Below are 20,898 nucleotides of genomic sequence, written 5' to 3' on the forward strand. Positions count from 1 at the left end.
GGGCCCCACCGGTTTCTTCCGGTGGGGCCCTGCGTCATGTCGCTGACTACCTGGCGGTGATGCTGCGGCGCACACCTTCCAGCGCGACCACGATGACCGGCACCAGCACCACGTGCATCACCGACAGCGCGATGGTGGAGGCGGCGTCGAAGTCGGCGTCGACGGTCAGCGCGATGGTCGCGATCGACAGCAGCGACCCGACGACCGCGGCGACCCGTAGCACGCCGGTCCACAGGTAGGACACCAGAACCGCGACCGTCAGGCCGATCAGCAGCGGCACGGCCGACAGCAGGACCACCCCGCCTGGCGCGACATCGGAGACCTTCCCCGCGTTGGTCATGGTGAATTCACCGCCCGCCGCGGCGCCGATCGCCCACACGATCAGGTTGAGCGCGACGGCGGCGACGACGCCACCCAGCACGGCGACGGGTCGGGACAGCGCGGGCAGGGTGCGGGTGGCGGAGGCGGTGGTGGTGGTCATGATGTTCTCCCTCATTCGGTGGTGAGACCATCATCAAACCTAAACGATTATTGAGGTCAAGCCCCCGGGTGAATTCTTTCGCATCCGATCGGTGAGACGCTGGTCATACGCCCTGCGCCCGGTGTCTACGACAGATAGTCGTAGCATGGCGGGGTGCGCTCACCGTCCGATCACACCGCGCGCCTACGCGGCGCGGCGGTGGGTGCCGCGTCGGGTGCGGTCGCCGTGCTTGCGCACGGACTCGGTGGCGCGACCGCGGTTCCGTGCGGATCGTCGGTGGCCTTGCTGCTCGCCGCCTGCGCGCTGATCGGCGTCGTCGCCTCGGCGCTGCCGCGAGGGAACACGCCGCTGGCGACGATGGCCGTGCTGGCCGTCGGCCAGGGTGTCGGGCACACGGCGCTGTCGCTGGGGCACGGTCAGCATCACCACACCTTCTCCGCCGCCATGCTGCTCGCCCACCTGGTGGCGATTCCGGCGGGCGCGCTGGCGATCCGCGCCGCCGAGGTGGGGGTGTGCCGGGCGATCACCAGCGTGCGGCGGCTGGTTCTCGTGCTGGGCGGGGTGCCCGCCCCGTCCGCGCGTCCGCGTCCGTTGCCGCGCGCCGACGAGCGCGCGGTCTTGCGGCAACTTCTCCTGCGCCCCGGAATCGGGCTGCGCGGTCCGCCTGCCGCAGGTCGCACCGCACTTCACCCCGTTCCGGCGTAGCCGCCGAAATCCGTCATCAGGGCGGATGATTCGCCGTGCCGGTCCGGGTTCTCACCTCACCCGATGATCGGAGATATTCCGTGTCCGCAATTTCGCGTACCACCCTGCGTTCGCCCCGCGCCGCCCGCCGACTCGGCGCCGCGACCGCGCTGTCCGTCCTCGCCGTCTTCGCCACCGCCTGCTCGGATGCCGAGCCCGCGCCCACCGCACCGGCCGCGGCCGCGGCCGGTGACCGGATCACCATGAGCGATCAGTGGATCAAGGCCGCCGACTCCGGCATGTCCGCCGCCTTCGGCAATCTGCGGAACACCGGAGACGCGCCGGTGACCCTGGTCGCCGCGACCAGCCCCGCCTCGGATCGGGTCGAGATCCACGAGGTGGTCCCCGACAGCACCGGCGCCAAGACCATGCGCCCCAAGGCCGGTGGCATCACCATCCCCGCGCACGGCGAGGTGACCTTGAAGCCCGGCGCCGAGCACCTGATGTTCATGGACCTGAAGCAGCCGCTGCGCACCGGCTCGGAAACCTCGCTGACCCTCACCTTCGCCGACGGCTCGAGCACCGTCGTCACCGCGCAGGTCCGCGACTTCGCCGGTGGTAAGGAGAACTACGCGCCGGGCACCGAGAACTCCTCGCACGGTGGCTGATCCGTATCCCAAGCTCTCCCGCCGACGGTTGCTCGGCGGGGGAGCGGCGGCGGCGGGCGTGGTCGGCGCGGCCGGAATCGGCTGGGGCGCGGCCGGTCTCGCACGGCAAGAACCCGAACGAGACGACGCGCTCGAGGTCGTCCCGTTCTACGGCACGCACCAGGCGGGCATCGAGACGACGCCACCCGGCCACGTCGCCTTCGCCGGTTTCGATCTGGCGCCGGGCGTCGGCCGCGAGGACGTGATCGGCCTGCTCCGGATCTGGACCGACGACGCGTCCCGGCTCACCCAGGGCCTGCCCGCGCTCGCCGACACCGAACCCGAACTCGCGGTCCGCCCCGCGCGCCTGACGGTCACGGTCGGTTTCGGCCCCGAGCTGTTCACCGCCATCGGCCTGACCGCGCGTCGGCCGAGCTGGCTGCGGCAGCTGCCGCCGTACACCATCGACCGGCTCGAGCCCGCCTACACCGGCGCCGACCTGGTGCTCCAGATCTGCGCCGAAGAGGCGACGACGGTCGCGCACGCGGTGCGGGTGCTCTCCAAGCACGTGAAGTCGCTGGTAACGGTGCGCTGGGTACAGCGCGGCTTCCGGGACGCGCCGCGCGGCCAGACCATGCGCAACCTCATGGGCCAGGTCGACGGCACCGTCAACATCGCCCCGCGCACGGTCGACTTCGATCGGCTGGTGTGGGACGACGGCACGTCGGTGCCGTGGCTGGCGGGCGGCACCTCCCTGGTGCTGCGCCGCATCGCCATGGACCTCGACACCTGGGACGAACTCGACACCGACGGCCGGGAACTGACGGTCGGGCGCCGGGTGGCCGACGGCGCGCCACTGACCGGCACCGCGGAACACGACGAGCCGGACCTGGCCGCCGTCGACCGCAACGGCATCCCGGTCATCCCGCCGTCGTCGCACGTCGCCAGGGCCAGGCGCACCCACAATGGGGAACGGTTCCTGCGCCGCGGGTACAACTACGACGAGGCCCCCGTTCCAGGGCACATGTCGAACTCGGGCCTGCTCTTCGTCGCCTACCAGCGCGATATCGCCGCCCAGTACCTTCCGGTCCAGGCGCGACTGGCGGAGTTCGACGCGCTCAACCAATGGACGACACCGGTCGGCTCGGCGGTCTTCGCGATCCCACCCGGTGTCCCCGGCCCGGGGCACTACCTCGGCCAGCAACTGTTCGAGGCGTGAGACCGAGTCCGGCCGGGCACCCACCCGGCCGGACTCAGCCGGCCTGCGGCCAGTTCAGCAGAGTGTCCTCGAACAGCCTCCGCACGCCTTCGACCTCGTCGTCCATGTCGGCGGGGTCCCAGCCGGAGACGTCGATCGGCGGCAGCACCGCGACATCGACGACGCCCGAACGGGCGATCGGTGAATCGCGCCAGGCGATCTCGCCGGCATTGCGGATCACCACGGGGATCACCGGGACGCCCGCTTGGATGGCGATGTGGAAGGCGCCCTTCTTGAACGGGCCGACACCCGGGGTATAGGACCGGGTGCCCTCGGGTGCGACGGCGATGGACAGACCGTCCCGCAGGGTCGAGACCACCGGCGCGAGCGCGGCTTTGGCGCGCTCGGTGTTCGCGCGATCGATGAAGGTGACGCCGACGAACCGCATGAGCGGGCCGAACAGGGGATGGTTGGCGAGTTCTTTCTTGCCGATGCCGGTCACCGCGCCATCGAGCACTCTGGGCACGATGATCACGTCGAACTGGCTCTGATGGTTGAACAGGAACACCGCGGGGCGCGGCGCGCGGGCGTGCTCGGCGCCGACGACCCGCAGCCGCACATCGATCGCCGCGAGGGTCGCGGTGGTGCCGTCGTGCATCAGCCCGTCGGCCATCGACTGGCGCTTGCGGGTGTAGGTCTTGCGCAGCACGCCGACCAGCGCGCCGCCGAGGAGCGCGGCGAATCCGGCGATGGTGCGCAGGTAGTCGATGGGTCGCGGGGCCAGCCGGGGGCGGAACGTCAGTGCGGGCCAGCCGCGTTCGGTGGCGAGCTCGCCGAGTTCGGGGTCCGGGTCGACGACGGTCGGGATGTCGGCCAGATCGAGCAGGGTCAGGTCGGTGATGCTGTCGGCGTACGCGTAGCCGATCTCCACCTCGGCGGCAGCGGCGAATTCGGCCACTGCCTCGGCCTTTTCGACCCGCCACAGCGGTGCGCCGTCCGGCTGTCCGGTCACGATCCCGTCGCGCACCGCCAGCTGCGTGCACAGCACGTGGTCGATGCCGAGCCGCTCGGCGGCAGGCTGCACCTGGAAGCGGGTGAGCTCGCTGACCAGCACCACGGTGTGCCCGGCCAGCTGATGCGCGCGCACGAGCTGCCATGCTTCCGGGAACAGCCGTCCGTAGATTTCCCGGCGAAAAGCGCTGCGGCCCAGCTCTTCCAGCTCGGCCTCCGACATCCCGGCCCAGGTCCGTTCGACGGCTTGCAGGAACCGCCCGAAGTCACCGTCGCTACCGCCGCGCCGGATGCCACCGAGCAGCGCGGCCCGGCGCACGTCACCACGGCGCAGCACCCGGCTCGCCAGACCACGGCGGGGCAGCCCGTCGACGACGGTGCCGCCGAAATCGAACACGGCGGCGACGCCAGGTCCCTGCGGGCCCGACCTGATCGCGGCGACGGACTCGGCGAGCGTGCCCATCAGATCGTGGTCCGGTTCGACGGGTCGAGGCTGGCCGCGCGGGCGATGCGATCGCCGATATCGCGCAGTCGCTCGGCGAATTCCAGTCTGCGCGCGGTCAAGTCGTCCTCCGTGCCTGCTGCGGCCGGGCCGATGAGCCCGTGATTGGCGGCCAGTTTCCAGGCGCTGGTGAACAACTCGGTCGACACCGATTCGGGGCTGTGCAGCCGCTGCTGCAACAGCATCTGTTTGCCGACGGCGACGCACTCGTCGATGAACTCCTTGCGATCGATGGTCGCGTCGGCGGCGCGCGCGGCCAGTCGTTCGGCCACCACGAGCTGCGCGTCGAAGAACGAGCGCAGCACGCGATGGGCCATCACGAAGCCGGAATCGGTGAGCGCGCTGAGGAATTGGCGATCCAGCCGGTCGTCGGGGGTGTTCTCGTCCCATTCCGGCACGATCAGACGGACCTCGTCGATGATCTGCTCGGCGAACTCCTGGCGCTCGGGGAAGAAGAACTCGAACTTGAGCATGTCGCGCAGCGCGAAGGCGGCCTGCCACGCCGAGCGCAGCGGGTCGTCGCCCGGTTCCTCGACGGCGGTGAGCGCGGCCAGCTCCAGGATGGCGCGGTTGACGAACCAGTGCACCGCGCTGTTGCGATAGAACGCGGCCTCCAGATGCGCGCCCGGTTCGATCGCGTAGACCGGTTCCAGCCCACCGCGATACACGGTGACCACGCCCGCCAGCGCGAGCTGTTCGAGCACCACCCGCAGGCCCTGTTCGTCTCGCAGGGTGGACAACTCGCCGCTGGGCAGGCCGCGCTGGGCGATATAGCCGAGCACCGGGTCGACCACGGTGCGGACCTGACCGAGGGTCAACGCGCGCTCGTGCACGCCGAGCAGGGCCAGGGTGACCAGCGCGTTCACCGTGATCGGAGTGACCGCGTTGATTCCGACGGCGACATCGAAAGCCAACCGCTGCACCGCTTTGCGCTCGGTCTCGCCCAGCGCCGACTCGTCGGGGACACTGGTCGCGCCGGTCTCGGTGTCGCGCAGCGGGATGGTCATCGGCCGCTGGTCGAGCGGATCACCGTGCGCGCCGAGCCGTTCCCGGGCTGAGAGCGGCTCGCCGAACCGCACATACACGCGCCCGGCCGAATGCTGCTGGCTGCGCACGTATCTGGCGAGCCAGCCGATGCCCTCCGGCTTCTTCTTGCCGCCGGACTGCTCGCTCGCGATCGCGCCCAGCTCGTTGAGCCGCTCGTAGGTGATCGACACCGGCACCAGCAGCACGTCCTCGACGCGGCGTGAACGCACGGCGGCGGCGAGGTAATTGAGCAGGCCGTAGCGGGGCGGCCGCAGCTTGCCGGTGCGGGTGCGCCCGCCTTCGAAGTACCACTCCATGTTGAAGCGCTTGGCCAGCAGATAGGCGAAGTACTCCTCGACGACGGCCTTGTACACCTCGTCGTCGCCGAAACTGCGGCGGATGAACACCGTTCCGGTGCGCCGGGCGATCGGGCCCATCGGCCAGAAGTTCAGGTTCGCGCCGCCGATCACGTGATTGGGCGGGAAGTCGTTGCGCGCCAGCACGTCACCGAGGACGAACGCGTCGACATAGGACCGGTGTGAGGGCAGGAACACCAGCGGGAACTTGCGGTTGAGCTTGCGCAGCGCGTCCAGGCCGTGCAGGTCGGTGTCGACCTTCCAGGTCGAGGCGTGCACCGGGCGCATGGCCTGGGTGAACAGGTCGGAGACCAATCGGCTCTGCGCGGCGACGAGTTCGCGCAGCGCCTTCTCCGCGTTGCGGTACACCTGGTCGGGCTCGGAGCCGATCTCCTCGGCGATGTAGTCGAGTTTGCGCTGGAATTCGGGGGAGTCGAGGATCTCCTCGGCCACCAGCTGCGGCACCTTGTAGCGGTCGCCGATGACGGTGCGCTCGGCTCGCTCCAGCGCCACCACCGCCGCGCGCACCACCGACCGCGCGAACGGGTCGGCCGAGCCCGCGCGCAGCAGGGCGGCGGCCTCGGGATTGTTGGTGCGCAGTTCGCTGAGCCGGGCCGGCGCGCCGACGAGCACCCGGTGCCGGTCGGGTTCGGTGCGCAGCAGCCTGCGCTGGACCAGCCGATTGGGCTTGCGCGGGTTGGTGAGCAGGGCGAGGTCGGCGAAGGTGACCCGCCGGACGCCGTCGCGCTCGGGCGGTAGCCACAGCACCCGGACCGGGACGACGAGCGGGTCGTCGTGCCTGCCGACCAGGCGTTTGGTGATCGCCTTGGCGTCGAGGTCGAGCTGCGTCACCGGGGCTTCGGAGCCGATGTCGCGGGCCAGTCCGCCCTCGGCGATCCAGTTGCCGATGAGTTCGCGTTCGACGCCGGAGGCCGCGTCGACCAGGGCGACCACCGAGTCGGCCCCGGATCCCGTTCGCGGGCCGCGCCGCCCACCGATGTCGATCATCCCTCCATTCAAGCGGCAGTTCCGCCTCGGCGCACCGAACTTCGACTACAGCGCGTTGCGTGGGCCCGGTCGGGGTGGCATAAGTTACCCAATGCTGGGCTGGCCAATTGACGAGGTAATGCTAACCTAACCCGAAGAAGTTAGGTCAGCATTACCTTGGAGGATCGTTGTCGTCGACGGAGCAGCCCGTACGGGTGGAGTATGTGACCGATCCAGCGGCAGCGATGTCCCGTCTGGCAGCGGCGGACCGTTTCGGTGAGTACGTGATGTACGAGCAGCCGGGAGAGTGGGTGTTCGCCGCTGATCCGCTCGGCAGCGTGGAACTCGACGCCGGCGAGCTACGCACAATGTGGGGCGGCAAGACCACCGCGCGCGCCTGGACGGGCAGTCCCGCGCAGGTCGTCGACGCCGCGCTGGCCGAGCTGCCGCTCGACGGCCGCAACGCCTTCGGCTGGATCGGGTTCGAGTTCTGCGCGTACGCGCTGGCGGCCACCCGCTATCTGAACCAGCGGACCCCGTTGGCGCACCTGATGATTCCGCGGATCGAGGTGCGCATCGACGCCTCCGGTGTGCGGATCAGCGGCGCCACCCCGGGTGAGGCCTGCGATATCCACGAACTGATCGCCGCGTCGCAGGGGACCGACCTGCCGGTCGCGCACCCGGTCGACGTGCGGCCCGACCCGACCGACTACCAGCGCCGCGTCGCCGACGCTGTGGCCGAGATCCGTTCCGGCAGCTACCAGAAGGTCATCCTGTCGCGGAAGGTCGCGCTGCCCTTCGCGGTCGACGTGCCCGGCACATATCGCCTCGGCCGGGCCGCCAACACCCCGGCCCGCTCGTTCCTGCTGCGCCTCGGCGGGCTGGAAGCGGCCGGTTTCAGCCCGGAGCTGGTGGCCTCGGTCGACGACGATCGCATCGTCACCACCGAGCCGCTGGCGGGCACCCGCGCCTTCGGGCTCGGCGTCGAGGCCGACGACGCGGCCCGCGCCGAACTGCTCGCCGACCCGAAGGAGATCGTGGAGCACGCGATCTCGGTGCAGACCTCGTTCGCCGAGATCACCGAGGTGGCCGCGCCCGGCACGCCCGCCGTCTCCGACTTCATGGCGGTGCGCGAGCGCGGCAGCGTGCAGCACCTGGCCTCGACCGTGCGCGGGACCCTCGCCGCCGACCGGACCAGCTGGGACGCGCTCGAGGTGCTGTTCCCCTCGGTGACAGCTTCCGGCATCCCCAAGCGCGAGGGCGTCGACTCCGTCTTCCGCAACGACCACGACCCGCGCGGCCTGTACTCCGGTGCGGTGGTGTGCGTCTCACCGACGGGCGCGCTCGAGGCGACCCTGGTGCTGCGGGCGATCTACCAGACCGGCGAGGGCGCCTGGCTGCGTGCCGGTGCGGGCATCGTCGGGCAGTCGCGGCCGGAGCGCGAGTTCGAGGAGACCTGCGAGAAGCTCGGCAGCGTCGCGCCCTACGTAGTCAAGGCTTGAGCTCGTCCGCCTCTCTCGTCCGCCTCTCCGCGAATTCTGCCGGTCGTTGGGTGCGCGGGATTTGGGCGTCGGGCCGACGGTTGTGGCCGTCGGCCCGGGCCGGGCGTACCCGGTGAGTTACCCATGTTCACGCGAGATCAGTGCGCGGGTTCATGCGAGATCGGTGCGCGGGTTCAGGCGAAATCGGCGCGTAGGGCTTTCTTGTCGATCTTGCCGACGGCGGTGATCGGCAGTGAATCCGCTTGGCGCACCAGGTCGGGCAGCTTGTAGGTGGCCAGTCCGCGCTCGGTGAGGAAGGTCTTGATCTCGCCGAGGCTGGGCAGCTCGCCGGTGACGACGAGGACCACGCATGCCTTCTCGCCGAGCGAGGCGTCGGGCAGGCCGACCGCCGCCGCGTGCCGGACGGCGGGATGGGCGAGCAGGTGCTCCTCGAGCTCGTCGCAGGAGATGTTCTCGCCGCCGCGGTTGATCACGTCCTTGATCCGCCCGCTGACCACCAGGTGCCCGCTGGGCAGCTGCCGCACCAGGTCACCGCTGCGGTAGTAGCCGTCGGGGGTGAAGGCGCGCGCGTTGTGTTCGGGCGCGCGGTAGTACCCGCGCAGCGTGTACGGGCCGCGGGTGAGCAGTTCGCCCTCCTCGCCGGGCGCGACGTCGTTGCCGTCGGCGTCGACGACGCGCAGTTCGTCGGCGGGCGAGAGCGGGCGGCCCTGGGTGGTGTAGACCAGCTCGTCGTCATCATCGAGGCGGGTGTAGTTGAGCAGGCCCTCGGCCATGCCGAACACCTGCTGGAGCCGGCAGCGCAGCGCCGGTTCCACGTCGCGGGCGTTGACCTCGGCCAGACGCGCGCCGCCGACCTGCAACAGCCGCAGCGAGCTCAGATCGGCGTCCTCCCATTCGACCGCGGCGCTCCACAATTGGGCCAGCGGCGGCACCACGGCGGTGACGGTGACGCCGTGCTTCTCGATCGCGGCGAAGGCCGCCTCCGGGCTCGGGTCGAGGGTGAAGGCGATCGCGCCGCCGGTGGCGACGACGCCGAGGATGCCGGGGCAGGCCAGCGGGAAGTTGTGCGCGGCGGGCAGTGTCGCCAGGTAGACGTCGTCGGCGGTGAGTTCGCAGACCCGCGCGCTGGCGGTGGCGTTGTAGACGTAGTCGTCGTGGGTGCGGGCGATCAGCTTGGGCAGGCCGGTGGTGCCGCCGGAGACCAGCATCAGCGCGATCTCGGACGGGTCGACCGGGGGCAGCGAAGCACCTTCGGCCGCAATCGAATCCAGTGCGGTGAACGCGCCCGGGTCGCCGGCGACGAGGATGTGGCGCAGGCTCGGGACCGCCTGGCGCACCGTGGCGGCGAGCTCGCGGTAGTCGAAATCGCCCAGGGTGTCGGGGATCAGGTAGGCCACGGCGCCGGAGAGCGCGGCCAGGTGCTCGATCTCGGCGCGACGATGCGCGGGCAGCGTCAGCACCGGGATGATGCCGGCCCGCAGCAGGCCGAACAGGGCGGTGGTGAACTCGGGGATGTTCGGCAGCTGCACGACCACCCGGTCGCCGGGATTGATGCCGAGCGCGAGCAGGCCGTGCGCCATCCGGTCGGCGGCGGCGTCGAGGTCGGCGTAGGTGAGCACGCCCGCGTCGGCCAGGATCGCGGGCCGGTCCGGCTGGGTGCGGGCGGAATTGCGCAGGAGGTCGCCGAGGGTGCGCCCGGTCCAGTAGCCGTCGGCGCGGTACTGCTGTGCGGCGGCCTCGGGGAAGGGGACGTAGCCCTCGCGGTGGTCTGCTGCGGCTGATGTCGACGTCACGTGCTGCCTCGCTGCTCTGGCCGGTGATCCGGTGGTTCGGCGCCCGCATGGCAGGCTACCCTTGCATAGGTTAGGCAACCCTATCTCAATGGAGTAGGCTGCCGCCGAGCAGTACCGAATCCGTCCGGCCTCGGACGGCGAGCAAGGAGTGAACCGGCAGATGGACACAGCACCCGCAGGCGTCGTGATCGACCGCGCCGAGATCCGTGCCGCGATCGCCCGCCACCTCGAGCTCGCGCCCTCCGACGTCGCCGACGCCACCGACCTCATCCAGCTCGGCCTGGACTCGATCCGCACCATGAAGCTCGCCGGCGGCTGGCGCAAGCGGGGCATCGCGGTGAACTTCGCGCTGCTGGCAGCCCATCCGACGGTCGACGCCTGGTACGCCTTACTCAACGGCGCCGACCCCGACGAGCTCGCGGCGGCGGCTCCGGGCTTCGGTTCGCCCGCAAGCGAATCCGTGATCGTGCCCGACGACGGCACCCCGTTCGCGCTGGCCCCCATGCAGCACGCGTACTGGATCGGCCGGTCCGACGCCCAGGAACTCGGCGGCGTCGCCGCCCACCTCTACGTCGAATTCGACGGCACCGATGTCGACCCCGAACGGCTGGAGCGGGCCGTCGAGCAGCTGCTGGCGCGGCATCCCATGCTGCGCACCCGGTTCCTGCCCGACGGCACCCAGCAGACCCTCGAGCGCCCCGGTCGCGCCGTGTGCAGCGTTACCGACCTGCGCGAATCCTCCGCCGAGGACGCCGAGCGGCGGCTCGCGGAACTGCGGACCGCGCGCACTCATCAGCGGATGGCGGTGCAGGACGGTCAGGTGATCGATATCGCGCTGACCCGCCTGGCCGACGGCCGTACCCGCCTGCACCTCGATGTCGACATGCTCGCCGCCGACGCGATGAGCTACCGCATCCTCGTCACCGACCTGGCCCGGCTCTACCACGGCGAACAGCTGCCGCCGCAGGACTACACCTTCCGGCAGTACCTGGCCGAGCACCCGGCGGGCACCGGCGACGAGCACGCCCGCGACCGGGCCTGGTGGCGCGACCGCCTGTCCGAGCTGCCCGGCTCACCGGAACTGCCCCAGTCCCAGCACCTCTCGGACCCCAGCCGGACCGTCCGCCTGCACCGCTGGCTGTCCCCGCAGGCCAAGGCCCAGGTGTTCGACGCCGCTCACGCGCGCGGCATCACCCCCGCGATGGCGCTGGCCTCGGTGTTCGCCGAGACCATCGGCGGCTGGTCGGCGCAGCGCCGGTTCCTGCTGAATCTGCCGCTGTTCCACCGTGAACCGGTGCACCCGCAGGTCGACGGCGTCGTCGGCGACTTCACCTCCTCGGTGCTGCTCGAGGTCGACGTCACCGAGCCCGCCACTGTCGCCGACCGGGCCCGCGCCCTGCAGCAGCGGCTGCACGAGGCGGGCGCGCACTCGGCCTACTCGGGGCTCGAGGTCCTGCGTGACCTGGGCCGTCACCGTGGTGAACCGGTGCTCGCCCCCATCGTCTACACCAGCGCGCTGAACCTGGGCGAGCTGTTCGCCGACACCGTCACCGACACCTTCGGCGAGCCGGTCTGGATCATCTCGCAGGGCCCGCAGGTGCTGCTGGACGCGCAGATCACCGAGGTCCGCGGCGGCCTGCTGCTCAACTGGGACATCCGCGAATCCGCCTTCCCCGCGGGCATGGTCGAGACCATGTTCGCCCGCTACATCGATGCGATCGAGCGGCTCGGCGGGCAGACCTCCGCGCCTGCCGGCGCGCCGGTGAGCGCCGCGTCGGCAGGTGGCGGCGAGCTGATGACCGGTGCGGCGCCCGGCGGCATCGAGCCGGTCGCCGGTGGTGCCGAGCCCGTGGCGGACACGACGGCGTCGGTGGCGGCCGACCCGGGTGGCCGGGGCCGGTCTGCCGTCGCGGTCGGCGGTGCCGGGTGGCAGGCCGAGGCCGGTGTGCGAATTCCCGTGGAACAGGCCGCGACTCGGGCCCGCGTCAATGCCACGGCCGGTCCGGTCAGCGGGGGGCTGCTGCATACGGGCTTCTTCGCCAACGCGGCCACCAACCCGTCCGCGCCCGCGGTGCTCTGGGAGCCCGCCGGTCAGCTGACCTACGGCGCCCTGGCCGCCGACGCGCTGGCCGTCGCCGGTGCGCTGCGCGAAGCCGGTGTGGCGCCGGGTGATTCGGTCGCGGTGCAGCTGCCGAAGGGGCCGGATCAGCTCGTCGCGGTGCTCGGTGTGCTCGCGGCGGGCGCGGTGTACGTGCCGATCGGCTTCGACCAGCCCGCCCCCCGGCGCGCGGAGATCCTGCGCACCGCCGACGTGGTCGCGGTGCTCACCGTCGGTGGCGCGCGGATCCCGGACGCGCGCGCGATCGACCTGGCCGAGGCCCGCCGGCACGCGGAACCGCTGGCGCGCCCCGTCTTCGGTGATCCGGAGAACATCGCCTACGTGCTGTTCACCTCCGGCTCCACCGGCAAGCCCAAGGGTGTCGAGGTGCCGCATCGTGCCGCGATGAACACCATCGACGACCTCAACGAGCGCTTCGGCCTCGGCGCCGGCGATCGGGCACTCGCCCTGTCGGCGCTGGAGTTCGACCTGTCCGTCTACGACATCTTCGGCCTGCTCGCCGTCGGCGGCGCGGTCGTCGCCGTCGACGACACCCAGCGCGCCGACCCGGCCACGTGGGTAGAACTCGTTCGCCGCCACCGGGTCTCGATGCTCAACTGTGTGCCGAGCCTGCTCGACATGCTGCTCACCGCCGCGGCGGGCGAGGCGCTGCCGTCGCTGCGCACGGTGATCCTCGGCGGCGACTGGGTCGACGTGGCCCTGCCCGCGCGCCTGGCCGCGGTCGCGCCGCAGTGCCGGTTCGCCGGTCTCGGCGGCGCCACCGAGACCGCGATCCACTCGACCATCTGCGAGGTCGTCGACGCGCGGGTGCCCGCCGAGTGGAGCGCGGTCCCCTACGGCACTCCGCTGCGCAATGTGCGGTGCCGCGTCGTCGGTCCGGCGGGCAACGACTGCCCAGACTGGGTCACCGGTGAGCTGTGGATCGGGGGCGACGGCGTCGCCGCCGGATACCGCGCCGATCCGGAACGCACCGCCGACCGGTTCGTCACCCACGAGGGTGTGCGCTGGTACCGCACCGGCGACCTGGCCCGCTACCTGCCCGACGGCGGCCTGGAATTCCTCGGTCGCGCCGATCACCAGGTCAAGATCCGGGGCTACCGGGTGGAGCTCGGCGAGGTGGAGAGCGCCCTGCGCGCGGTTCCCGGCATCCGGCACGCGGTCGCGGCCGTGGTCGGCGCCGCGGCGCCGAAGCTGGTCGCCGCGATTGTCGCGACCCCGGACACCGCGCTCGATATCGACGCCGTGCTGGCCGCGACCGCCGAGCTGGTGCCCGCCTACATGGTGCCGACCCGGCTCGAACTGCTCGCCGAACTCCCGCTCACCTCGAACGCCAAGCCGGACCGCAAGGCAGTGCGCGCGGTGCTGGAGAAGAGCGAGACCACGGTCGAGTTCGTAGCGCCGCGTACCGATCTGGAGCGCGCGCTCGCGTCGGTGATCGGCGAGGTGCTCGCGACCGAGCGGATCGGCGTCACCGACGACTTCTTCGCCCTCGGCGGCGACTCGGTGCTGGCCACCACCGCCGTCGCCCGCGTCCGCGAGTGGCTCGACGCGCCCGACACCGTAGTCGCCGACCTGTTCACCGCGCGCAGCATCGCCGGGCTGGCCGCCCGCATGCTCGAGCGCGAGGCCGACGCGGGCGCCACCGGCAGGCTCGACGCGGTCGCCACGATGTACCTCGAGGTCGCCGCGATGACCGACGAGGAGATCCTCGCGCAGTCCTGATGACCACGGCCGGTGCGAACCACGCACCGGCTCTTGTCGATTCGCGCTTTTCGCAGGTCGCAGTAGACTTTGCCGGTGAGTAAGTGGACTACCGCGAACCTGCCCGACCAGACCGGCCGCACCATCGTCGTCACCGGAGCCAACAGCGGCTTAGGCGCCGCTACCGCGCGGGCGCTCGCCGCCGCGGGCGCCCAGGTGATCCTGGCCTGTCGAGATACGGGCAAGGCGGAGCGGGTCGCGGCGAGCATGCCGGGTGAGACCGAGGTCCGCCAGCTCGACCTGGCGAACCTGAACTCGGTGCGCGCGTTCGCGGACTCGATCGAGCGGGTCGACGTGCTGATCAACAACGCGGGTGTGATGGCGCTGCCGCTGCGCCGCACCGCCGACGGCTTCGAGATGCAGTTCGGCACCAACCACCTCGGCCACTTCGCGCTCACCAACCTGCTGCTCGACCGGGTCACCGACCGCGTGGTCACGGTGTCCAGCGGCGCGCACCGCATCGGCCGGATCGATCTGGACGACCCCAACTGGGAGCGCCGCCGCTACGACCGCTGGCTGGCCTACGGTCAGTCCAAGCTGGCCAATCTGATGTTCGCCTACGAATTGCAGCGCCGGCTGGCCGGTGAGGGCGCCGCGGTGGTCTCGGTCGCCGCGCACCCCGGCTACGCCGCCACCGAACTCATGACCCACACCGAGTCCGTCCAGGACGCGGTGATGTGGCTGGGTAGCCGCACTCTGGCGCAGAGCGCCGAGCAGGGCGCCCTGCCGACCCTGTTCGCCGCCACCGCGGACGTCGTGCCCGGCGCCTTCTACGGCCCCGACGGACTGCTCGGCCTGCGCGGCTACCCGGCCCGCTGCGGCAGCACCGCCGCGTCGAAGGACCGCGCGGTCGCGGCCGAGCTGTGGGAGCTCTCCGAGAAGCTCTGCGGCCTGATCTGAGATGTGGTGACCGGCATCACCTTCGGTGATGTCACACCGCGGGGTGGCTCCGTCGTCCTCTCTGTAGAACCAACAGAACGACGAAGGAGCCATCATGGAACCGCGCTTCAACCTCTTCGGTAACCCCGTCGCCGCCAGCTTCGCCAAGCGACTGACCATGGCGAGCAAGGTGATCGACGACTCGACCCTGGACAAGGTGACCTACGAGCTGGTGAAGCTGCGGGCCTCGCAGATCAACGGCTGTAGCTACTGCACCGACATGCACTTCAAGGACGCCGTGCACGCGGGCGAATCCGCGACGCGGCTGAACCTGGTGGCCGCCTGGCACGAGGCCACCGTGTTCACCGAGGCCGAGCGGGCCGCCCTGGCGCTGACCGAGGAGGCGACCCGCGTCGCCGACGGGGGCCACGTCTCCGACGACACCTGGGACCAGGTGCGCAAGCACTTCGACGACGACCAGACCGCCGCCTTGATCGCCGCCATCGCGATGATCAACGCCTGGAACCGGATGAACGCCATCGCCCGCACCCCAGCGGGCGACTACGTTCCCGGTCAGTGGGGCTGAGCGAACCGCCGCCCGCGCAGCCCCTCTGGTGGCGACGTCCCGCTCAGGCGGGCTGCGCGAACCGGTGCCGGCCCGCCGAATCGCGGGCGCGGCGATGTGATGGTCCGCACTTCGGGCAACCATGCCCCGGCCGCTGACGTTTCACCGGTGGTACAGTCCACGGCATGCAGCGCGCATATTTCTGGTTTAGCGAGCCGGCCCTGGGTGGGCCGGTCTGCGACCCTGCGCGCTGACCTCTTCCACCCCGAGCCGGACACTGACCGGCTCGACGGGTTCGCGAAAGTCCGTGGGTCGGCCTCGAAGAATAGGAAACCCACACATGACCACCGCAGCCGATGTCGACTCGCGGCATTCCGATCTCGATGATCAGCGCACCCTGAGCGTGAGCCCCCTGCGCTCGCCCGCCGAGGTCCGCACCGTCCACCCCATCACCGACGAGCTCGCCGACACTGTGCGCGCGGGCCGCAAGGCCACCGTCGACGTGCTCAACGGCGACGACGACCGCCTCATGGTGATCGTCGGCCCGTGCTCGGTGCACGACCCGGCCGCCGCGCTGGACTACGCCCGCAAGCTGGCCGCCAAGTCCGCCGAGCTGGACGACCGGCTGCACGTGGTGATGCGGGTGTACTTCGAGAAGCCGCGCACCACGCTGGGCTGGAAGGGTCTGATCAACGATCCGCACCTGGACGGCTCGTTCGATGTCAACACCGGTCTCGGCATCGGCCGCAAGGTGCTCGTCGACATCACCGCGCTCGGTCTGCCGGTCGCCTGTGAGTTCCTCGACCCGATCACCCCGCAGTACATCGCCGACCTGGTCTCCTACGGCGCGATCGGTGCCCGCACCGCCGCCAGCCAGGTGCACCGGCAGCTGTCCTCGGCGCTGTCCATGCCGGTCGGCATCAAGAACGGCACCGACGGTGACGTGCAGGTGGCCGTCGACGGTGTGCGCGCCGCCGCGGCCAGTCACGTCTTCCCCGGCACCGACCTCGACGGCCGCTCCGCGCTGATCCGCACCACCGGCAACCCGGACTGCCACGTCATCCTGCGCGGTGGCAGCAACGGCACCAACTACGACGCCGCCTCCGTCGCCGAGACCAAGCTGCGGCTGGAGAAGTCCTCGCTGGCCCAGCGCGTGGTCGTCGACGCCAGCCACGGCAACAGCAACAAGGACCACAACCGCCAGGTCGACGTCGTCACCGATATCGCCGAGCGGCTCGCCGCCGGTGAGCAGGGCGTGGTCGGCGTGATGCTGGAGTCGTTCCTCGTCGCGGGCCGCCAGGACCTGACCCTCGGCAAGGCCGACGAGCTCACCTACGGCCAGTCCATCACCGACGCGTGCCTCGACTGGGACGTCACCGCGGCCCAGCTCGACCGCCTCGCCGCCGCCGTCGAATCCCGTCGCGGCTGAGCGTTTGTCGTGCTGTGGCCCCGGAGAAATCCGGGGCCACAGTGCTTTCCGCCACCGGTGACCGGGCGCCGAGACAACCCACACGACAGCTTGTTCCGCGGCATCATGGGCGAGCCGACCTACGCGGCTTCCGAGTTGCGGTCGGTGCTGCCCGAACGCCTATCGGCCTGGCTGGATTGGTCGACGCTGCGCAAGGGGCCCGCCGACTACGTCACCGAGGAGATGCGGGTTCGGTTCGGTGACTTACTGTTCGAGGTCGACAGCCGCGACGGTGCGGCGCTCATCTACGTGGCGATGGAGCATCAGAGCAGCAGCGACGAGCTGATGCCGTTCCGGATGCTCGAGTACCTGACGCAGATCTGGGCTCGCCACCTGCGCAAGACCAAGCCGCGGCCGCGACGGTTGCCCGTCATCATTCCGCTGGTTGTGCACATCGGCTCACAGGGTGCCCGGTGGTGTCACTCGACGCAATTCGCCGACCTCTTCGAGCTACCGCCAGGCGTTGCCGACGTGGTGGGTGACTATCTGCCGCGATTCCGGTTCATGCTCGACGACATCACGGCCGTCGGTTCGGCAGAACTGGCCGAGCGTCCGCTGATGCCGGAGGTGCGGCTGATGCTGAATGTGATGAAGGCTGCCCCGAACAACTCCGGACTGGATCGCGCACTCGCCGAATGGGCCGGGGACCTGGCCGAGGTGGCCGATGGTGTGGACGCCTTTCGGGTACTGAATCTGCTGGTTCGCTACATTATGCTGGTCGGTGAGACCGAAGAGCAGGCGTTGACGCCGCTGTTCGATGGGCTCGGACCGGAAGCGAAGGAGGCGCTCGTGACTGCTGCTGATCGGCTTCGTGCCGAGGGGGAGTTGCGTGGGCGTGCCGAAGGTGAGGTTCGGGGCGTGGTCAAGACGCTTCTGAATCAGCTTCGGCTCAAGTTCGGGGTTGTGCCAGCTTCTGTTGTCGAAACCATTCGTGCTGCCGATCCTGAGGATCTGAATCGGTGGGCCGGGCAGATACTGACCGCTGACTCGATCGAGGAAACACTCAGCTGATCGAAGTCGTACCCGCGGGAGCCGTTGGCGAGCTGTCTTGGGCGGGTGCTGGACGTCTTGTTCGGGTCTGCACACTGGTAGTTGATGAAGCTGCCTGAATTACCCGATCTGCCGGTGCGGCCCGCGTTGGCGGAGATCGTGGAGACGCTGGTCGAGCGCGGGGTCGCGGTACTGGTCGCGCCGCCGGGGACCGGGAAGACGACCCTGGTGCCGTTGGCGTTGGTGGCGGGGACCGAGGGCAAGGTCGTCGTGGCCGAGCCACGGCGGCTGGCGGCGCGGGCGGCGGCGGCGCGGATGGCGGCGCTGCTCGGCGAGAAGGTGGGCGACAGCGTCGGGTATTCCGTGCGCGGGGACCGGAAGGTCGGGCCGCGGACGCGGATCGAAGTGGTGACCTCGGGGCTGCTGGTGCGGCGGTTGCAGAGTGATCCCGAGCTGGACGGGGTCGGCACCGTGGTGCTCGATGAATGCCACGAGCGACACCTGGACGCCGACCTCCTCTTGGCACTGCTCCTCGACGCCCGTTCCGGACTCCGCCCGGACCTGCGAGTGCTCGCCACCTCGGCGACGGTCGCGGCCGGCCGCCTCGCGGTACTGCTCGGCTCGGAGGACGCGCTGCCGGGCTCGGCCGCGCCGTCCACAGGTAGTGAGGTAGCCGCGCTCGATGGCGGCCCAGCGGTCTGGACCGGCGATGACCCGGTGGCCCGGACCGGCGCTGCGGGGAGTGGGGCGGCGCCGGTGGTCGAAGTGCGGGGGCGGGCGTATCCGGTTGAGGTCGGCTATGTTCCGGCGTTGGCTCGGGAGCGGGTGGAGGCGCAGGTGGCGCGGGCAACGCGGCGGGCGCTGGCCGAGACCGAGGGGGATGTGCTGGTGTTTCTGCCCGGCGTTGGCGAGATCAACCGGACCGCGGGGTTGTTGCGTGATCTCGACGGTGTCGATGTGGTGCCGCTGCACGGGCGATTGGGTAGCTCGGTGCAGGATGTCGCGCTGCGGCCGGGAACCCGGCGGCGCGTCGTATTGTCCACGGCGGTGGCCGAATCCAGTCTCACCGTGCCAGGGGTTCGCGCGGTCGTCGACTCAGGGCTGTCGCGGGTACCTCGCATCGATCACCGGCGTGGCCTGTCCGGCCTGGCGACCGTGCGTGTTTCGGCCGCGGTGGCCGAGCAGCGCGCGGGTCGCGCCGGTCGCGAGGCGCCGGGCCACGCCTGGCGTTGCTGGCCCGAATACGAACACCAGACCTTGCCCGCCTATCCCGAGCCGGAGATTCGTACCGCCGAACTCACCCGCCTCGCATTGGAATTGGCGTGCTGGGGCACTCCCGACGGCACCGGCCTCACCTGGTGGGACGCCCCGCCGGAAGGTGGTCTCGCCGCAGGCCGCGCGGTCTTGCGTGCCCTCGGCGCACTCGACGACGCCGACCACATCACCGACCGCGGCCGCGCCATGGCCGCCGTCGGCCTGCACCCCCGCCTCGCCCGCGCTCTGCTCGACGGAGCCACCCACGTCGGCGCCCGCGCGGCCGCCGAGATGGTGGTCCTGATGGACGACGACTCCCTCGCCTCCGGCGTGGACGCGGCCGCGGCCCTGCGCGCCTTGCGCGCCGAACGACCGCCCCGCTGGACCAGAGAGATCCAACGCCTGGTCCGGCTGATCGGCGCACGCGACGTGAGCGGCGGCTCCGACGAGAACCGTGAGTCGGCTGCCCGTGGCCGGCCTGAGGAAGGCCGTGCCGGCAGCTCGACGGTTGAGGACCGGCTTGGCGGCGGCGGCGCGGGCGCGGAAACGGCTGATGGCGGCGAAGGTGCCGCGGCCACCGGTGGTGTCGACGCCGGCACGGCCACCGCTGGGCATGTCGGAGCTGAGGTTTCGGGCGATGATCGGCGTGGTGTCGTGAGTTCGGGGTCGGTGGTCGCAGCGGGTTCGGCGGCGCTACTCATCGCGCTGGCGCATCCGGAGCGGCTGGCTCGGCGGCGGGCCAACGGGGCGTCGTATCTGATGGCGGGTGGGACGGCGGTGACCCTGCCGCCGGGGTCCGGGCTCGCGGCGGCGGAGTGGCTCGCGGTGGCGGTGGCGGATCGGGATCCGGGGCGGGCCGAGGGGCGGATTCGGTTGGCGGCCATCGCTGATGAGGATCTCGCACGGGCAGCGGCGCCGGGTTCGGTGACACAGGTCGACGAGGTGCGCTGGGAGTCGGGTGACGTGGTTGCCCGGCGAGTGGAACGGCTCGGGGCGATCGTCCTGTCGGAAAAGGCTCTGCGCGAACCGGATTCGCGGTTGCTCGAAGAGGCGGTGCGTGCGGGTCTGCGTTCGGAGGGGCTGGATCTGCTGCGCTGGGACGAGGACGCCCGCGGTCTGCGACAGCGCCTCGACTTCTTGCACCGCACCCTCGGCGCACCCTGGCCCGCCGTCGACGACGACACCCTGCTCGCCGACCTCGAGCTGTGGCTGGGCCCCGAACTGGCCACCGCCCGCCGTCGCTCCGACCTGGCCCGCGTCGAAGCCGGCACCGCGCTGCGCCGACTCCTCCCGTGGTCGAAGCGGCGGCCCGCCTCGACGAGCTCGCGCCCGAACGCCTGGAGGTCCCTTCCGGCAGCCGCATCCGTCTCGACTACAGCGCCGACCCGCCGGTCCTGGCGGTGAAGGTCCAGGAGATCTTCGGCTGGACCGACCCACCCACCCTCGCCGGCGGCCGCGCATCGATCGTTCTCCACCTGCTCTCCCCAGCCCAGCGCCCCGTCGCCGTCACCGCCGACCTCCCCTCCTTCTGGCACAACGGCTGGCCCCAGATCCGCGCCGACCTCCGCGGCCGCTACCCCAAACACGCCTGGCCCGAAGACCCCACCACCATCACCGCCCACCGAGGCACCGCCCGCAACGCCACGCACCTGGGCGATTGATCACCACGCTGTGG

15 protein-coding genes are annotated in these 20,898 nt (G+C 71.0%); 11 read left to right on the forward strand and 4 right to left on the reverse strand.

Annotated features, from left to right (window positions below; genetic code table 11):
* Window positions 1-46: 46 nt before the first annotated feature.
* Window positions 47-481: a DUF6069 family protein gene (locus NV348_RS19745; RefSeq protein WP_447148221.1), complete on the reverse strand. Its 435-nt coding sequence runs from the start codon at window positions 479-481 to the stop codon at window positions 47-49.
* 153 nt (window positions 482-634) lie between these two features.
* On the opposite strand from NV348_RS19745, the gene NV348_RS19750 reads away from it, so the two are divergent.
* The 3 genes from NV348_RS19750 to NV348_RS19760 all read left to right on the forward strand — a co-directional run bounded on the left by NV348_RS19750 (window position 635) and on the right by NV348_RS19760 (window position 3,031).
* Window positions 635-1,186: a hypothetical protein gene (locus tag NV348_RS19750; RefSeq protein WP_447148222.1), complete on the forward strand. Its 552-nt coding sequence runs from the start codon at window positions 635-637 to the stop codon at window positions 1,184-1,186.
* A gap of 80 nt (window positions 1,187-1,266) precedes the next feature.
* Window positions 1,267-1,833 (forward strand): copper chaperone PCu(A)C, encoded by a 567-nt coding sequence (locus tag NV348_RS19755; protein ID WP_447148223.1) that lies wholly within the window; start codon window positions 1,267-1,269, stop codon window positions 1,831-1,833.
* Window positions 1,826-3,031, forward strand: coding sequence for a Dyp-type peroxidase (locus NV348_RS19760; protein WP_447148224.1), 1,206 nt, complete (start codon window positions 1,826-1,828; stop codon window positions 3,029-3,031). Before NV348_RS19755 ends, NV348_RS19760 begins: the two co-directional genes overlap by 8 nt.
* A gap of 34 nt (window positions 3,032-3,065) precedes the next feature.
* Here the strand turns inward: NV348_RS19760 and NV348_RS19765 are convergent, their stop codons facing one another.
* Window positions 3,066-4,484 (reverse strand): HAD-IB family hydrolase, encoded by a 1,419-nt coding sequence (locus NV348_RS19765; RefSeq protein WP_447148225.1) that lies wholly within the window; start codon window positions 4,482-4,484, stop codon window positions 3,066-3,068.
* A complete protein-coding gene (locus tag NV348_RS19770) occupies window positions 4,484-6,913 on the reverse strand; it encodes a glycerol-3-phosphate 1-O-acyltransferase (RefSeq protein ID WP_447148226.1) in 2,430 nt (809 codons plus the stop codon). The genes NV348_RS19765 and NV348_RS19770 overlap by 1 nt, the downstream gene beginning before the upstream one ends.
* 224 nt (window positions 6,914-7,137) lie before the next feature.
* Here NV348_RS19770 and NV348_RS19775 point away from each other — a divergent pair, with 224 nt between their 5' ends.
* The gene (locus tag NV348_RS19775) at window positions 7,138-8,394 is read left to right on the forward strand and encodes a salicylate synthase (RefSeq protein WP_447148227.1); all 1,257 of its coding nucleotides are present in this window, start codon (window positions 7,138-7,140) and stop codon (window positions 8,392-8,394) included.
* A gap of 173 nt (window positions 8,395-8,567) precedes the next feature.
* Here NV348_RS19775 and NV348_RS19780 read toward each other — a convergent pair whose 3' ends face one another.
* A complete protein-coding gene (locus tag NV348_RS19780) occupies window positions 8,568-10,187 on the reverse strand; it encodes a (2,3-dihydroxybenzoyl)adenylate synthase (RefSeq protein ID WP_447148228.1) in 1,620 nt (539 codons plus the stop codon).
* Between the two features lie 160 nt (window positions 10,188-10,347).
* Between NV348_RS19780 and NV348_RS19785 the strand changes: the two genes are divergently transcribed.
* From NV348_RS19785 to NV348_RS19815, 7 genes are all read left to right on the forward strand, one after another.
* Entirely contained in the window at window positions 10,348-14,028 is a 3,681-nt protein-coding gene (locus NV348_RS19785) for a non-ribosomal peptide synthetase (protein ID WP_447148229.1), read from the forward strand.
* A 75-nt stretch (window positions 14,029-14,103) separates the two neighbouring features.
* The gene (locus NV348_RS19790) at window positions 14,104-14,967 is read left to right on the forward strand and encodes an oxidoreductase (protein ID WP_447148230.1); all 864 of its coding nucleotides are present in this window, start codon (window positions 14,104-14,106) and stop codon (window positions 14,965-14,967) included.
* A 94-nt stretch (window positions 14,968-15,061) separates the two neighbouring features.
* A complete protein-coding gene (locus tag NV348_RS19795; RefSeq protein ID WP_447148231.1) occupies window positions 15,062-15,532 on the forward strand; it encodes a carboxymuconolactone decarboxylase family protein in 471 nt (156 codons plus the stop codon).
* Window positions 15,533-15,851: 319 nt separating this feature from the next.
* Entirely contained in the window at window positions 15,852-16,940 is a 1,089-nt protein-coding gene (locus NV348_RS19800) for a 3-deoxy-7-phosphoheptulonate synthase (RefSeq protein ID WP_447148232.1), read from the forward strand.
* Between the two features lie 57 nt (window positions 16,941-16,997).
* Window positions 16,998-17,990 (forward strand): Rpn family recombination-promoting nuclease/putative transposase, encoded by a 993-nt coding sequence (locus NV348_RS19805; RefSeq protein ID WP_447148233.1) that lies wholly within the window; start codon window positions 16,998-17,000, stop codon window positions 17,988-17,990.
* A gap of 84 nt (window positions 17,991-18,074) precedes the next feature.
* On the forward strand, window positions 18,075-20,627 hold the full coding sequence (locus tag NV348_RS19810; RefSeq protein ID WP_447148234.1) for an ATP-dependent RNA helicase: 2,553 nt from the start codon (window positions 18,075-18,077) through the stop codon (window positions 20,625-20,627).
* Window positions 20,516-20,884: an ATP-dependent helicase C-terminal domain-containing protein gene (locus NV348_RS19815; RefSeq protein ID WP_447148235.1), complete on the forward strand. Its 369-nt coding sequence runs from the start codon at window positions 20,516-20,518 to the stop codon at window positions 20,882-20,884. Before NV348_RS19810 ends, NV348_RS19815 begins: the two co-directional genes overlap by 112 nt.
* Window positions 20,885-20,898 lie beyond the last annotated feature (14 nt).

This window comes from Nocardia fodinahabitans (assembly GCF_052983615.1).

Bases quoted from the DNA above. Each gene is read 5' to 3' on its own strand.
- NV348_RS19745 (WP_447148221.1), bottom strand. From the start codon at position 481: ATGACCACCACCACCGCCTCCGCCACCCGCACCCTGCCCGCGCTGTCC.
- NV348_RS19765 (WP_447148225.1), bottom strand. From the start codon at position 4,484: ATGGGCACGCTCGCCGAGTCCGTCGCCGCGATCAGGTCGGGCCCGCAG.
- NV348_RS19770 (WP_447148226.1), bottom strand. From the start codon at position 6,913: ATGATCGACATCGGTGGGCGGCGCGGCCCGCGAACGGGATCCGGGGCC.
- NV348_RS19775 (WP_447148227.1), top strand. From the start codon at position 7,138: ATGTCCCGTCTGGCAGCGGCGGACCGTTTCGGTGAGTACGTGATGTAC.
- NV348_RS19785 (WP_447148229.1), top strand. From the start codon at position 10,348: ATGGACACAGCACCCGCAGGCGTCGTGATCGACCGCGCCGAGATCCGT.
- NV348_RS19795 (WP_447148231.1), top strand. From the start codon at position 15,062: ATGGAACCGCGCTTCAACCTCTTCGGTAACCCCGTCGCCGCCAGCTTC.
- NV348_RS19800 (WP_447148232.1), top strand. From the start codon at position 15,852: ATGACCACCGCAGCCGATGTCGACTCGCGGCATTCCGATCTCGATGAT.
- NV348_RS19810 (WP_447148234.1), top strand. From the start codon at position 18,075: ATGAAGCTGCCTGAATTACCCGATCTGCCGGTGCGGCCCGCGTTGGCG.